Annotated in this window: 13 protein-coding genes; 6 read left to right on the top strand and 7 right to left on the bottom strand. The window is 41.0% G+C overall.

Annotated features, from left to right (window positions below; all coding sequences use genetic code 11):
• Positions 1–12 precede the first annotated feature (12 nt).
• The 4 genes from FTU75_RS06355 to FTU75_RS06370 all read right to left on the bottom strand — a co-directional run bounded on the left by FTU75_RS06355 (position 13) and on the right by FTU75_RS06370 (position 5,073).
• Positions 13–681, bottom strand: a complete 669-nt coding sequence (locus FTU75_RS06355; protein ID WP_180115416.1) for a response regulator transcription factor — start codon at positions 679–681, stop codon at positions 13–15.
• A 3-nt stretch (positions 682–684) separates the two neighbouring features.
• A complete protein-coding gene (locus FTU75_RS06360) occupies positions 685–2,355 on the bottom strand; it encodes a phosphoethanolamine transferase (RefSeq protein ID WP_180115417.1) in 1,671 nt (556 codons plus the stop codon).
• A 140-nt stretch (positions 2,356–2,495) separates the two neighbouring features.
• A complete protein-coding gene (locus tag FTU75_RS06365; RefSeq protein WP_180115418.1) occupies positions 2,496–3,659 on the bottom strand; it encodes a porin in 1,164 nt (387 codons plus the stop codon).
• A 127-nt stretch (positions 3,660–3,786) separates the two neighbouring features.
• Positions 3,787–5,073 (bottom strand): MFS transporter, encoded by a 1,287-nt coding sequence (locus FTU75_RS06370; RefSeq protein ID WP_180115419.1) that lies wholly within the window; start codon positions 5,071–5,073, stop codon positions 3,787–3,789.
• A 169-nt stretch (positions 5,074–5,242) separates the two neighbouring features.
• On the opposite strand from FTU75_RS06370, the gene FTU75_RS06375 reads away from it, so the two are divergent.
• The 5 genes from FTU75_RS06375 to putP all read left to right on the top strand — a co-directional run bounded on the left by FTU75_RS06375 (position 5,243) and on the right by putP (position 10,015).
• Positions 5,243–5,878 carry a 1-acyl-sn-glycerol-3-phosphate acyltransferase gene (locus tag FTU75_RS06375; protein ID WP_180115420.1) on the top strand — a complete coding sequence of 212 codons (636 nt, stop codon included), beginning with the start codon at positions 5,243–5,245 and terminating at the stop codon, positions 5,876–5,878.
• 61 nt (positions 5,879–5,939) lie between these two features.
• Entirely contained in the window at positions 5,940–6,863 is a 924-nt protein-coding gene (locus FTU75_RS06380; RefSeq protein ID WP_180115421.1) for a patatin-like phospholipase family protein, read from the top strand.
• Between the two features lie 99 nt (positions 6,864–6,962).
• Positions 6,963–7,442, top strand: coding sequence for an NfeD family protein (locus FTU75_RS06385; RefSeq protein WP_111885593.1), 480 nt, complete (start codon positions 6,963–6,965; stop codon positions 7,440–7,442).
• Between the two features lie 16 nt (positions 7,443–7,458).
• Positions 7,459–8,313: an SPFH domain-containing protein gene (locus tag FTU75_RS06390; RefSeq protein WP_078189969.1), complete on the top strand. Its 855-nt coding sequence runs from the start codon at positions 7,459–7,461 to the stop codon at positions 8,311–8,313.
• Positions 8,314–8,524: 211 nt separating this feature from the next.
• A complete protein-coding gene (gene putP, locus FTU75_RS06395; RefSeq protein ID WP_180115422.1) occupies positions 8,525–10,015 on the top strand; it encodes a sodium/proline symporter PutP in 1,491 nt (496 codons plus the stop codon).
• 196 nt (positions 10,016–10,211) lie between these two features.
• Here the strand turns inward: putP and FTU75_RS06400 are convergent, their stop codons facing one another.
• The 3 genes from FTU75_RS06400 to prpF form a co-directional block, all read right to left on the bottom strand.
• On the bottom strand, positions 10,212–11,120 hold the full coding sequence (locus FTU75_RS06400; protein WP_078193048.1) for a polyprenyl synthetase family protein: 909 nt from the start codon (positions 11,118–11,120) through the stop codon (positions 10,212–10,214).
• A 130-nt stretch (positions 11,121–11,250) separates the two neighbouring features.
• Positions 11,251–12,228 (bottom strand): GGDEF domain-containing protein, encoded by a 978-nt coding sequence (locus FTU75_RS06405; RefSeq protein ID WP_180115423.1) that lies wholly within the window; start codon positions 12,226–12,228, stop codon positions 11,251–11,253.
• A gap of 208 nt (positions 12,229–12,436) precedes the next feature.
• Positions 12,437–13,627 (bottom strand): 2-methylaconitate cis-trans isomerase PrpF, encoded by a 1,191-nt coding sequence (prpF, locus tag FTU75_RS06410; protein ID WP_111885596.1) that lies wholly within the window; start codon positions 13,625–13,627, stop codon positions 12,437–12,439.
• A gap of 330 nt (positions 13,628–13,957) precedes the next feature.
• On the opposite strand from prpF, the gene FTU75_RS06415 reads away from it, so the two are divergent.
• Entirely contained in the window at positions 13,958–15,346 is a 1,389-nt protein-coding gene (locus FTU75_RS06415; RefSeq protein WP_078189974.1) for an amino acid permease, read from the top strand.
• Positions 15,347–15,352: the final 6 nt, after the last annotated feature.

A 15,352-nucleotide genomic window follows, 5' to 3' on the forward strand; every position in this document is an offset into this window, starting at 1 on the left:
AATTCCTTTGCCTTAACCGAGTCGATAACCTAAACCACGAATAGTGCGAATAAAATCTTTGTCTAATTTTGTTCTGAGATGATGCACATACACTTCAATAGTATTACTGCTGATATCACTATCAAAATCGTAAAGCTTATCTTCTAAATTGGCTTTAGAAAAAATCTTATTCGGATGTGTCACCAATGGAATCAATATGGCCCATTCACGGTTAGATAAATCGACATATTGCCCCTTATAGCGTGCAAGATGCTGTTCGATATCTAAAATCAATTCACCATGTTTTAAAATTTTCTGCGGTGCTTCGACTGAACTCTGCCCTGTGCGTCGAAGGAGCGCATGAATCCGTGCAAGTAATTCATCAAACTCATAAGGCTTAATCAGATAGTCATCTGCCCCATGGTTTAATCCATCTACACGATTTTGTAATTGATCACGTGCAGAAATGATTAATACAGGCAATTTAGGCTGCATTTGACGAATTTGTTTCAGGACTTGCATACCATCCATCATCGGCAAACCTAGATCCAGCAAGACGATATCAATTCCCTCTTGCATTATGAGCTTTAAGCCATCGATACCATTATTCACCCACTCGACTTCAAACTGTTGATAGTTCAACAAAGTTTTGGTCGATTCGGCAATCATGAAATCATCTTCAATAATAAGTATTTTGTGCATGGCTTAAGTCCTGCGCTGTACTGAAGTACATTGTTGCAACATATTGTTTTTTTCATCAATCACTTGAGTCTGCACATCAAGCAAACTCAATAGCGATGGAAATAGATTATCCTGACTTAATTTTTGGCTTTTTTGTGCCATTAAACAAGTATATTGCGCTGAATTATTTTTTTGCCAAGCCGGTGAAAACCACATCAACATCGGCACATGAGTTTGCTGTGACGGTGCAATTGCGTATGGAGAACCGTGTAAATACAAGCCATGCTCACCTGTCGACTCACCATGATCAGACAAATACCACAGTCCTGTTTGATAGTGGTCAGTCACTTTTAAGGTGTTAATCAATTCACTCAGCACATGGTCGGTATAGATAATACTGTTGTCATAACTATTTATTAATTCTGTCGAGCTACATCCCTGTATGGCATTGCTATTACAGGTTGGCTTAAATTTTTGATACGCTGTGGTACTTCGTTTGAAATAGGCAGGGCCATGACTGCCCATTTGGTGTAACACAATTAAACGGGGAGTTGGATCTGCTTTGGGGATCGACGCCAAATATGCCTTCAAACCATCCACCAAGATTTCATCATGACATTCGCCATCGGCATCACACCACTTTTTCTTCAATGCTTCAGGAAATTCATATTTTTCAACACGTGTGCATGTACCCTTACAGCCTGAATTATTATCTAGCCACGTCACCTTATAGCCTGCACGCTGTGCAATATCGAGTAAACCTTCGCGATGACTTGCAAGCTGTTCGTCATATTCGGTTCTCGGCATGCCCGAGAACATACAAGGAACAGACACAGCAGTTGCGGTGCCACATGAACTGACTTGGCTAAAATTGATAATATTTTGCTGACTGAGTTCAGGATTGGTATTTTTAGCATAGCCATTGAGTGAAAAACTTTCCGCGCGCGCAGTTTCACCGACCACTAAAACCATCAATTTTGGTAAGCTTTTGGCGCTTACGTTTTCAACCATATGTGCATCTTCACCATAGATCAGCAATGGCAAATTCTGTTTCGGTGCTTTTTTGTGATAATAGGAAAATGTCGAAGCGATACTGTTTTGTGGTGAGAGCATGCCTTTTAAGTCACGATGCTCACGAAAGATCGCTGCATAATCAACAAAATAAACAAACAGCAAAGCACCCATGAGGATGAGCGATAGCACTATATGTAGACCCTTTTTGGCTACCACCGTGCTTAGGGCTTCTTTATGCAGTGGCAAAAGCCAGATCAATAGCACTGGCAAAACAACCAGTCCAAAGACCCAGATAAAAAATTGTGGCGAGATTAAATCCTGCACTTCCTTTACATCTGTTTGCATCATGTTCTGCACTTGGTCAGATGTAATGGTCACGCCTAAACTATTGACGAAATAAGCACTCAAGCCACCAATGATCAGCAAAACACTCGCCAAAAGTTTTGAATTCCATCGCCATTGCAGGAGTTGCATCAGCACATTATAAAGTGCCACCACCACCAGTACGGTTGCCGCTAAAAATAGTCCGGCCTTCAGCCCCGTATAAGGTGTGAGCTGCTGGATTTGCTGATAAAACGCGAGGTTCAAAACCACCCCAAGCCATAAGGCAAGCACGAGGTTAAATTGACTTAAACTAAGTCTTGGAATTTTTTGCTGTATTTTAGCTATGACCTGAAGCATATTGGCATCAATTATTGATCTTTGATGCCCTAATCTAAAAATTCAAACTTAAAAATCACTTAAAACTGATCAAAACCAAGCAAGAAAAATCAAAAAAGGCGATGTAAAACATCGCCTTTTGAACAACTTAAATCAAGGTCTTAGAATTTAAATTCTAGACCAGTACCTAGAACAGGTTGTTCGCTTTCATTCGAACCTTGTTCAAGTGCTAAGTAACCTGCATAACCATAAGCTTTCACTTGTTTGCTAAATGCATAATCTGCACCTGCAATGAATTGCTGCGCTTCGAAATCACCATACTCTTTCTTATAGGTCGTGGTATTTTGACTATATTGTGCTTTGACTGTCCACGCTTTTGCAGATGGTAGATTGTATTCTGCACCGACTAACCAACCTTGAGCATCATCAATATTTGCTGCATTCTCTGCATTCGTGTTTGTGTCTTCTTTGCTTGAATATGGTGTTTTTTCTACTTCAGACGTTTGATATAAAGCTTTCAGTGCCAAACCACCCTCAAGATTTACACGACCGATCGCACGAATTGTATTTGCTGCTGCAAATACTTTAGTTCCAGTTATTTCAGAATTAGAAACAACTTTATCATTCACGATATATGAACCACTATTTAGCATCCCTACACCACCAAAGTTCGATGGAATGGCTTTGTCATAGGCTAAACCTGCAACAACAACGGGGCTGTCATAGACAACAGACGCCGACCAAGCATCGCCAAGACCACGACCTGCAGTTTTTACTACACCTTTATCGCTCTTAATTCCTGAAGACTCACCTGTTGCGAGCAATGCATTAACTTTAATTGCACCTTCAGCAATTTTAAAAGCTGGTGATTCATAGACAACAACGTTATCTACACGGTTTTCACCCGTCATGATGCCTGTAACATCAGCACGGTTACCCACGTAGTTGTTGAATGTATCAACCGGACTAGACAATTGTTTTAATGGTGTATCGTGTGCACCGACTTTCAATGTACCAAGTTTCGCATCTTTCAAACCAACGAAGCGGTTACGCTTAGACCAGTCATCGCCTTCGCCGTCTGAGTTAAATGCCCATTCAATTGCATAAACTGCGCTTAAACGGTCAGTCAGTTTTTCATCGCCCTTTAAACCCAAGAAAGAACTGTTTGAACTGATTTCAACGACATCTTTGTCTGAAACACCCGTTTTATTATCTTCAGGTAAATAATCAACAGACGCATCAATTTCACCGTAGAGGGTTGGTGCTGCAAAGGTTGAGCCAGCCAAAAGGCTCAATGCGATAGCCGCTGCTAACTTAGTTTTCATCAAAAATTTTCCTTAAATTATTTTGTAACAGATATTACACACGGGAAACATATTACAAAATTATTAAAATAATATTTGCATTGCTCTTTTAGTGCTTTAGCTGATAAAAAACAACCAAAATCATGATTTAGAAGTGATTTTGGTCATTTTTTGATGCTTTTCCCCAAAATAGAATCGGGACTAAGCTCAATGCAGCCAAACCTGTGATCCAAAATAAATAAGTGCTATAACCCAACTGATCGGCCACTATGCCACTGATGCTATACAGCCCTCCACTCACCGTAGCCATAATGGCAACCTGAAATGTAAAGTCCGTTGCTGCAAATGCTTTACGACTATATTGCATCACCAAAGTCAGCATGATCACGAGCAGCATGGCTGAAATCATGTCTTCGGCAGCATTGATCCCATAGATCAGCCATTCATGGACGGGCCGTTTTGCCTCGAACTGCAAAGCCAGCCATGCATAGGCAAATAAACTGAATATTTTCAATACCGAATAGAAAACCAAGGCCTGCGCCCGAGAAATATACTTCAAGCTAAGACCTGCAAGCCCCGCCCCAATTAAAGCAGCCACCGCACCTAACATGGTGATATACAGACCAATTTGACTAAAGCTCAATCCTAAATCGACCATCAGTGGCTTAAGTAAAGGACCTGCCAGACCATCTGCAAGCTTAAAACTCAACAAGATCATCAGCCACAGTGAGAGAGTTTTAGTTTGAGTAAAATAAGTCAGATACTGGCGAATGGCGTAGAACAAGCCTGAAGTATGTTTATGGTTGTTATCATTCTCTTGAGAGGAAATTATGTTGATTGGTGGCTTTGAAGGTTCTCGATACAGAAAAATAGGAATCGTATTGATGAACACCAATGCCGCTAAAAACAGAAAGGTGGCTTGCCAATTCAACCAATCCAAGGCCCAAAGCACAGCGCCACCACCCACGATAAAGCCAAGTCTTGAACCAATCACCTGAAAGGTATTGCCCCAGTGCTGTTGGTCAGTTTTTAAAATATTGACAGCCAAGCCATCCGTTGCAACATCTTGAGTTGCACCGACCAAATTCATACTGAGTAAAGCCACAAAAAACAGCAGCAAATACATTGGTTCATTCAAGCTTTGGATCGGCAAAAAAGACAGGAAGACCAAGACCAACACGGACAACAACTGCATTGGAATAATCCAACTCCGATAGTGCCCTTTGGACCTTGAACCATGTCGATCAATCCACGGTGCCCAAAAAACTTTGATCGACCATGGCAGCATGAGTAATCCAAAGCCACCTATATGTGCCAAAGAAACACCTTGCGCTCTTAAAATCACTGGTAAAGCATGCGTCATAAAACCGACAGGTAACCCTTGCGCCCAATATAAAGAAAACAGTAAAAGATTGAGCTGACGAAGCTGGATCATAAGTTCCTAAATGTTGAGTGCGCTGAAGTTACATTTAGAGTAGTCAAAATACGGCTATTTTGCCAATGATCTAAAAAAATCATCAACCTAAGATAAAGGTCAATGCTGATGCCGTACTTTTAAATGTGCATCACATCAAAAATGGATTTCACCTATATAAGAATATGCAATGAATCAAAAGACTCAATTATTTCCAGTTTTGCCCGATCAAGTTCCATCACGCGGCTCCCCCCTGAGCCGCGCTATTTTTAAAAAACTTTTTTTGGCACAAGGATGGAAATTTGACGGCGAATTTCCCAACCTTGCCAAAGCTGTAGCGATCATTTCTCCGCATACTTCTAATATAGATGCATGGCATGGTTTTCTTGCCTTGCTTGGAATCGGGATAAAAATAACCATTTTTGGTAAAAACACCCTTTTTGATACCCCCTTAAAACCACTTTTGGATTGGGTCGGCGTGATCCCTGTGCAGCGTGAAAATCCACATGGACTGACACGTGAAATTGCTGAGATTGTCCAAGCGACAGATCAAATTTGGATTGGAATGGCACCTGAGGGAACACGAAAAAAAGCCGATAAAATCCGCAGTGGTTTTTACTATATTGCCTATGAAGCACAGATTCCTATCGTGATGTTTAGCTTTGATTATGCAAAAAAAACCATTCATTGCTTGGGTGTTTTTGAACCGAGTGGAGATTTTGAAACTGATCTTGAAAAAATTTTGATGATTTATGACGGGAAATTTTCCCCGAAAAATCCCGAATGGTTGGCCTTGCCGTTACAAAAGCACTGGAAAAAGCCCTAGTCAAATGGCTCTTTTTTTGATGTGATGTGCACTTTGTATATTTAACCATCAGATTTCACCCATGAAACTTTTGCAATACCTGATTCCTAGCCTCTTTGTATTGGCACTCACTGGCTGTGATTCTGCAACCAAAACGCCTGCGACCACGACACCAACACCAGCCAAAGCACGTGAACCGGTGATCGCGATTGCGCTCGGTGGTGGCGGTGCCAAAGGTTTTGCTCATATTGGCGTGCTTAAAGTGCTTGAATCGCACGGTATTAAACCTAAGATTGTGACTGGGACCAGTGCAGGTAGTTTTGTCGGTAGCTTGTACGCCAGCGGTAAAACGCCTTATCAAATGCAGCAATTGGCCCTAAATTTCAAAGAGTCTGATATTCGCGATTTAACCTTAAACAGCCAAGGCATTATTCAAGGACAAAAACTGCAAGACTTTGTCAATAAAAACGTCGGCAATAAACCAATTGAACAGTTTCCAAAACGCTTTGCTGCTGTAGCTACCCGTTTGGATAATGGCAGTAAAACTGAATTTAACCGTGGTAATGCAGGCCAAGCGGTACGTGCATCGTGCAGCATTCCGAATGTATTTGTACCTGCGACTATTGCAGGGGTGAAATATGTCGATGGTGGCTTAGTCAGCCCAATTCCAGTGAAAACCGCACGTGATATGGGTGCAGATATCGTGATTGCGGTGGATATTTCTGCGCGTCCTGATGGTAGCAAAGCCGTAAGCATGTTTGGTTTGCTCGATCAAACCATTAACATCATGGGACAACAAAGTATTAATGAAGAACTAAAAAATGCCAATTTCGTGATTCAACCTAAAGTGGGACATATTGGCACACTCGATTTGAAGTCGAGCAATGCGACGATTTTAGAAGGTGAAAAAGCCGCACAGCTCAAAGTGAATAGCATTATTAAGGCGATCGATAACTTTAAACAGTCCCCTGCGGCCTTTAAACCAGCACCAAAAGCGAAAATATAATTCAACGATTTTTTTTATATTCATTGAGTTATACATCTGCTACATTGATATAGATACTGGTTCATCTATATTAATTCACCCTTATATAAGAGTAGATGTATGGAATTTATTTTAGAACCTTGGCACTGGTTTGTATTGGGCGTCGTTTTGATGCTTTTTGAACTGATTTTGCCGTCTTTTGCTGCGCTATGGTTTGGCGTTTCTGCAATTTTGGTTGGGATCTTATATTGGATCTTTCCATCCATGGACTTTAATGTCCAAATTGTGGTTTGGATTATTTTTGCCGTGCTCTGCACATTTTTGTGGTTCAAATTTATTAAACCTTTATCCATCGATAAAACCAAAGCAGGTCTGTCCCGTGAAGCGACGATTGGCCAAGTGGGTATGGTGATTCAAACCCAGCTCAATCATGGCAGCGTTAAAGTTCGCTTCCCAATGCCTGTTTTAGGTTCAGACGAATGGCATTGCCGTACCCAAGATGCACTTCAAGTCGGCGATCGTGTTCGCGTGACCGATATTTTAGGCAATGATTTAGTCGTCCAACTGCACAGCAGCAACCACCCCACTGACAATCCATAAATAAGTGAGAAATGACATGTCTGGTGTTTCTATTGTTTTTTTAGCGCTCTTAGTTTTTGTAGCCGTCACCATTTTTAAAGGTGTCCGTATTGTTCCCCAAGGTTATAAATGGATTGTTCAGCGTTTAGGTAAATACCATACCACGCTCAATCCGGGACTGAACTTTGTGATTCCGTATGTCGATGAAGTGGCTTATAAAGTCACAACCAAAGATATCGTGTTAGATATTCCCTCTCAGGAAGTGATCACACGTGACAACGCGGTACTACTGATGAATGCTGTGGCTTATATCAATTTAACCACACCTGAAAAAGCAGTTTACGGTATTGAAAACTACACATGGGCGATTCAAAACTTAGTGCAAACCTCTTTACGTTCTATTGTCGGTGAAATGGACCTCGATGATGCACTTTCATCGCGTGATCATATTAAGGCTAAACTTAAAGCCGCAATTTCTGACGATATCTCTGACTGGGGTATTACGCTTAAAACTGTAGAAATTCAAGACATTAAACCTTCTCATACCATGCAAGCGGCAATGGAAGAGCAAGCAGCAGCGGAACGTCAACGTCGTGCGACAGTGACCAAGGCAGACGGTGAAAAACAAGCGGCTATTTTGGAAGCTGATGGTCGTTTAGAAGCCTCTCGTCGTGATGCAGAAGCTCAAGTGGTACTGGCAGAGTCTTCTCAACGTGCAATTGAAATGGTGAGTTCAGCCGTCGGCGATAAAGAAATTCCAGTTGCGTACTTACTGGGTGAACAATACGTCAAAGCCATGCAAGATATGGCTAAATCTAATAATGCCAAAACTGTGGTATTACCTGCGGATGTACTGAATACGATTCGTGGTGTAATGGGACGTAATAACTAAATCTTCACATTAGTAAAAATGGGTCGTGACATACGGCCCATTTTTATGCCCAAAACAAAAAAGAAGGCAAAGTTTGTGAATTTATGTTTAAATTTCACGTTATTTTTTTGACGTTTTAGGACTTATCGTTCGATTTCACCTACTTGGCTTAGGCAAATCCCATTGAGTCCCCTAATTAAACGCAATTGTCCAACGCCAAAGCGGATACCGTATGAGCTCCCTGAATCCCACCCTAATTACCTTTCTCTTTTATATTGTCGCCATGGTCGTGATCGGTTTACTTGCATACCGTGCGACCAGTAACTTTTCTGACTACATTTTAGGTGGCCGCCGATTAGGGAGCTTTGTCACTGCCCTTTCTGCAGGTGCATCGGATATGAGTGGTTGGTTGCTCATGGGTCTTCCGGGGGCGATTTACCTTTCAGGTTTATCTGAAATGTGGATTGCAATTGGTCTGATCATCGGTGCTTGGCTCAACTGGTTACTTGTAGCAGGTCGTCTCCGTGTACATACCGAAGTTCAAAATAATGCTTTGACCCTACCTGACTATTTCTCAAATCGTTTTAACGATCAAAAGAAAATCTTACGTATCGTGTCTGCTGTGATTATTTTGATTTTCTTCGCAATTTACTGTGCTTCAGGCATGGTTGCAGGCGCTCGATTATTTGAAAGTATGTTTGGTATGTCGTATAGCACTGCGCTTTGGATCAGTGCCATCGCAACAGTGAGCTATGTGTTTATTGGTGGCTTCCTTGCTGTGAGTTGGACCGATACCATTCAAGCGGGCTTTATGATTTTTGCCTTGCTACTTACCCCTATCGTGGTCATGTTGTCATTCTCTGATTTAAGCCAGTTCACTCTGGCACTAGAAGCAGCACGCCCTCAAGCGATGAATGTATTTGCTGACTTAAGTTTTGTCGCAATCATGTCATTATTGGCATGGGGCTTAGGCTATTTTGGTCAACCGCATATCTTAGTGCGTTTCATGGCAGCAGATTCAGTTAAATCGATTCCTAATGCACGCCGTATTGGTATGACATGGATGACGCTCTGCCTCGGTGGCGCAGTTGCAGCAGGCTTCTTCGGTATTGCTTATTTCCAACAGCATCCAGAACTGTCAAGTGTCGTTACAGCAAACCCTGAAACGGTCTTTATGGAATTGACTAAAATTCTATTTAACCCATGGGTGGCAGGTATCGTATTGGCTGCGATTTTAGCTGCCATCATGAGTACCTTAAGCTGTCAACTTTTAGTCTGCTCAAGTACATTAACTGAAGACTTTTATAAATCATTCTTACGCAAAAATGCTTCACAAAAAGAATTGGTTTGGGTCGGCCGTATTATGGTGTTAATGATTGCGTTGCTTGCGATCTATATGGCGGGTAATCCTGACTCTAAAGTCCTTGGTCTCGTCGCATATGCATGGGCAGGCTTTGGTGCTGCATTTGGCCCACTGATTATCATGTCATTGTTCTGGAAACGCATGACACTCAATGGTGCTTTAGCAGGTATGGTGGTTGGTGCTGTTATGGTTATTCTATGGAAAAACCTCTGGGGCGATACAGGCGTTTATGAAATTATACCGGGCTTCATCTGCTCACTCATTGCAATCATCATTGTGAGCTTAATGGGCAAAGCACCATCTGCTGAAGTCACTGAAAAATTTGAAGAAGCAGATCGTATCTATAAAGAAAGTATTTAAGACCAATAGCACTTAAATTTAAGTTCTAAATTTTAATATCTGCAAAAAAGGACGCCTAGCGTCCTTTTTTGTTTTTTATCATGTCATCCATTTAGATATTACTTAGAGGTTTCTTGACTTCTGTTCCAAATGTACTTGATATAAAAAAAGCCCACAACATGTTAAATGTGTGGGCTAATGTCTTTACTACGTCATATTAACTTTGACGTTTTAATAAAAACTGCGTGATCTTGTGTAATTCTGCCGCATCTTCTGCAAAATAATCCAAAGCTTGAAGTGCTTGTGCATGTAATTCTTCTGCATAAGCTTGCGCTTGCTCGAGACCCATTAACGCAGGATATGTGGATTTATCCACTTGTTGATCTTTACCCGCTGTTTTACCCAATGCTTCAGTGTCAGCAATAATATCTAAAATATCATCTTGAACTTGGAACGCTAAACCAATCGCGAGACCAAATTCACGGAGTTTAGGAATGGCTTGATCTGTGCCATTAAATATTGTCACTGCAGCCATCATGATTGCAGCAGAAATTAAAGCACCAGTTTTATTTCGATGAATATTTTCCAGTTCATCCTGACTGACATGCTTGCCTTCCGCTTGTAAGTCTAGAACTTGGCCATTGACCATTTTGGAAGTTGCAGTCGCTAAAATTTGCATTTGCTTTAAGATGATCGGCGCTTCAACGGCTGGGCCTTGATCAAAGAGACGGCTGCCTAAAACTTCAAAAGCCATCGATTGTAAAATATCGCCAGCAAGTAAAGCCGTATCTTCACCAAAAGCCACATGACAGGTTGGTTGACCACGACGGAGTAAATCGTTGTCCATACACGGCAAATCATCGTGTGCCAATGAATAGCAATGAATAAATTCGATCGCCACTGCAGCACGGCGTACGGCTGCAAAATTTGTATTGGGTTTTAACGCTGCTGTTGCATAACAAAGTGCCGGTCGAACACGTTTTCCACCCAACATCACAGCATGATACACCGCCCCTTTTAAGGGTTCTGGAATTGAAAATGCATCAAGCGCTGTCAGTAAATCCTGCTGAATACGCTGCTGCGCTTCTGTCAGGGCATGTGTGGAAACGTCTGTTAAAGAAGACACATTCACCTCAAATACTTTAAATATTTAACTGCTTCGTTCATTAGCAAATTGATTGCCAATGTTTTCTGTCAATTTTGACCTGTTGCATCATACTGCTTTCTCAGATCTTTCTCTATGTTACGGCCTAAATCTATGTGTTTTTCCCACAATTTGATGGTTTTTTAAATGTCGTTTCCTCAAATAGCGCCACATTTTGTCCATCATTAAAACAGGTACAATTTTTCGAGCCTTTCTTGGCTTGATATAAAGCCTGATCGGCACGTGCCAATGTTTCAAAAAATGACTCCGTACCATCCCACAAAGCCACTCCGCATGAGATAGACAGTTGTAGAGCCTTATCCGCATAATTCATCGAAGAAGCATAGATTTGCTCACAACATTGTTGTGCAATCGAACATGCAGTCGATATAGCCGTGCGTGGCAAAATCATTGCAAACTCTTCCCCACCCATGCGATATATTTGTGCATCTGCATGTTGACTAATTTGCATCCTTAAAAGCTGCGCACTTTTTCTTAAAACTTCATCGCCAAACGCATGACCGTAGATATCATTGATTTGCTTAAAATTGTCTAAGTCGAGCATCATCAAACAAATTTCATTGGCTTGTTCAACCGCGAAGCTTTTTTGCCACTGAGAAAGATCTAAATCAAAACCTCGTCGATTTTTTATCCCTGTCAGATAATCAAAATAAACTTGTTGTTCGAGTTGTTGGTTATGTTTCAACAGTGATAATTCGACTTGCTTTAAATTTGTAATGTCCGCACAGCACAACAGTACATGTTCCAAATCCCCACTTTGTTGAAACTTTGGTTTGAGCGTGAACCAATAATGCCGTTCATTTTCACTATACATAAAGGGTTCAATGCTATCGTTCTCTAAACAGCGTAAATCAAACTCAGAACTTGTGGCTTTGGTCTTTTGCTGCATCACAGACACGTGATTTAATACGATCTCTTGTAAGTCTGACTGAAATCGATGTTTAAATATTTGATTGGCGCATATCAGCTCAGCTGTCGCAGAAAATAACGCAGCAGGCATTGGCAACGCTTCTAATACAGCCAATTGTTCAGTAGGTAGGTCCGATTTTATTAAGTCTTTTTTAAGCATGGTTTCGCTACTTTTTTTCAGGGTAAAGCTACGCAAAATGCTAACAAAATTAATCTGACATAAATCACAGAAACTTTCTAATATTAAATGCAGTTCATATTATATAAAAATATATAACAATTCATGATTTGCTTATTCATATAAAAGATAAAGGCAAAAAAAAAGCCCCTGCAAAGCAGAGGCTGATTTCTATTTCGATGTTAAATGCTTAATCTAAACTATCCCCAGGAATACGCACCCAGCCTTCCATTAAGACACGCGCACTTCGGCTCATCACGGCTTTTTTAACGACCCACTGACCATTTTCATAAATTGCTTGCGCACCTACACGTAGCGTCCCAGATGGATGTCCAAAACGCACAGCTTCTCGCTCCCCACCACCCGCGGCTAAGTTCACAAGCGTCCCCGGTATCGCCGCAGCTGTACCAATGGCAACTGCCGCTGTACCCATCATGGCATGATGCAGTTTCCCCATTGATAAGGCACGAACCAATAAGTCCGTATCTTGTTCTGAAATATGTTTAGAACTCGAAGATGTATAGGCTTTCGGCTTTGAAACAAATGCAATCTTTGGGGTATGTTGACGCTGTTCTGCTTCAGCAATATCTGAAATCAAACCCATTTGCTGCGCACCATAAGCACGGATTTTTTCAAAACGGGCCAATGCCTTGGCATCACCATTGATCGCATCTTGCAGTTCAGTGCCGACATAACCAATATCTTCTGCATTTAAGAAAATGGTTGGAATGCCTGCATTAATAAATGTTGCAGGGAAACTGCCTTCATCGGGTACGGTTAAGGTATCGACCAAATTCCCTGTAGGGAACATAGCGCCGCCATCTTCACCATCATCTGCGGGGTCTAAAAATTCAATTTGAACTTCGGCTGCTGGGAAGGTCACACCATCTAGTTCAAAATCACCAGTTTCTTGTACTGCACCATCAGTAATAGGTACATGCGCAATAATGGTTTTTTGAATATTGGCTTGCCAAATACGAACCGTACACAAACCATTTTCAGGAATACGTGATGCCTCAACCAGACCATTTGAAATGGCAAATGCACCAACCGCTGCCGTTAAGTTTCCGCAGTTACCACTCCAGTCGACAAATGCTTTATCAATCGACACTTGTCCAAATAGATAATCTACATCATGCTCAGGCTGTGAACTTTTTGCCAAAATCACGGTTTTACTGGTACTTGATGTCGCTCCACCCATCCCATCAATTTGTTTGCCATAAGGATCTGGACTGCCAATCACACGTAATAAAAGTTGGTCGCGAACTTTTCCAGCTTGTTGTGCTGCAAGCGGCAAATCATCTAGCTTGAAAAATACACCTTTACTAGTACCACCACGCATATAAGTCGCTGCAATCTTAATTTGGGGAGCAAAACTCATTTTTATTGAATCCTTAATCTTTATCATTGTGTTTTGGCAGAGCGTTCTTTTCTGCGCTTTTGCATCATACAATGTTTAATTGAATTTTTAACAATCACATGACTTAAGTATAAAAAAACAACATTCGATACCTTTTCCATATAAAGCCAAGCATCAGAATTTCAATTAAAATAAAATTAATCTATTGATTCATAAATTTTTAATTCAGCATTTAAAACGAAAAATAGGTTATTAAATATATAAATATTTTTCATAAATTTTGAGCTACTAGGCTATTCATTCTCTATACATTACAATTACCAAAATTAAACCATTCTCGGGAAGAGTAACTTGACTACCAATTCCTCCGAACTCAAGCGTGGCTTAAAGAATCGTCATATTCAATTGATTGCCATGGGTGGTGCAATTGGTACAGGCTTATTCTTGGGCTCAGCGCATGTGATTCAATCTGCTGGACCATCCATTATTCTCGGCTACGCCATTGGCGGTCTGATCGCCTTTCTAATTATGCGTCAGTTGGGTGAAATGATCGTCCATGAACCTGTAGCGGGTTCATTTAGCCATTTTGCATATAAATATTGGGGGAAATTTCCAGGTTTCTTAACAGGTTGGAACTACTGGATTCTCTATATTTTAGTGGCAATGACAGAACTCACCGCTGTTGCGAAATACATCAATTACTGGTGGCCTCATATTCCAGCGTGGGCATCTGTATTGTTCTTCTTCGTGATTATTACCTTAGTAAACTTAGGTAATGTGAAGTTTTATGGTGAATCTGAGTTTTGGCTGTCGATTATTAAAGTCACTGCAGTTATTTCGATGATCGTATTCGGTTTGTATTTGCTACTGACTGCAGATGCTAACTCAACAGCATCATTTACCAACTTATGGAGTCAGGGCGGCTTTTTCCCAAATGGTTTTGAAGGCTTATTCTTCATGCTGGCATTCTTGATGTTCGCCTTCGGTGGTATTGAACTGATTGGTATGGCGGCAGCGGAAGCTGAAAATCCAAAAGAAACTATTCCAAAAGCAATTAACCAAGTTGTTTTTCGTATTTTGATTTTCTACGTGGGTTCTTTGACTATTCTATTGTCACTTGTGCCATGGAATCAACTTGAACTAGGTGGTCTAGACAAAAGTCCATTTGTGATGATCTTTAGCCAACTGGGTATTGATTGGGCTGCACATTTACTGAACTTCATTATCCTAACTGCAGCACTGTCTGTTTATAACAGCGGTATGTATGCCAATAGCCGTATGCTTTACAGCTTGGCAAAACAAGGTAATGCCCCAAAAGTTTTCGCTAAAACCAACAAAAGTGGCGTACCAATTCCAGCAGTATTACTTTCTGCAGTACTGATTTTCGGCTGTGTACTCTTAAACTACTTCGTACCCGAAGATGCACTTGGTCACTTAATGTATGTGGTGGTTGGTGCACTTGTCCTGAACTGGGCGATGATTACCATGACTCACTTACAGTTCCGTCGTGCAAAACGTATTTTGAATTTTACAACGTCTTATCCTGCACTTTGGGCACCAGTCAGCAACTACATCGTTCTGATCTTTATTGCTTTAGTTCTATTTATTATGTGGACTCAGGGCTTTATGGAATCTGTTCTAATGATCCCTGTTTGGATTACAGTCATGTTATTAATGTTTAACTATCTTAATCCTAAAGATTTGAGCGACATTGACCCCAATGAAGTTCATAAAGACTAAGTAATT

Source organism: Acinetobacter sp. YH12140, from assembly GCF_013418475.1.
GTDB lineage: Bacteria > Pseudomonadota > Gammaproteobacteria > Pseudomonadales > Moraxellaceae > Acinetobacter > Acinetobacter amyesii.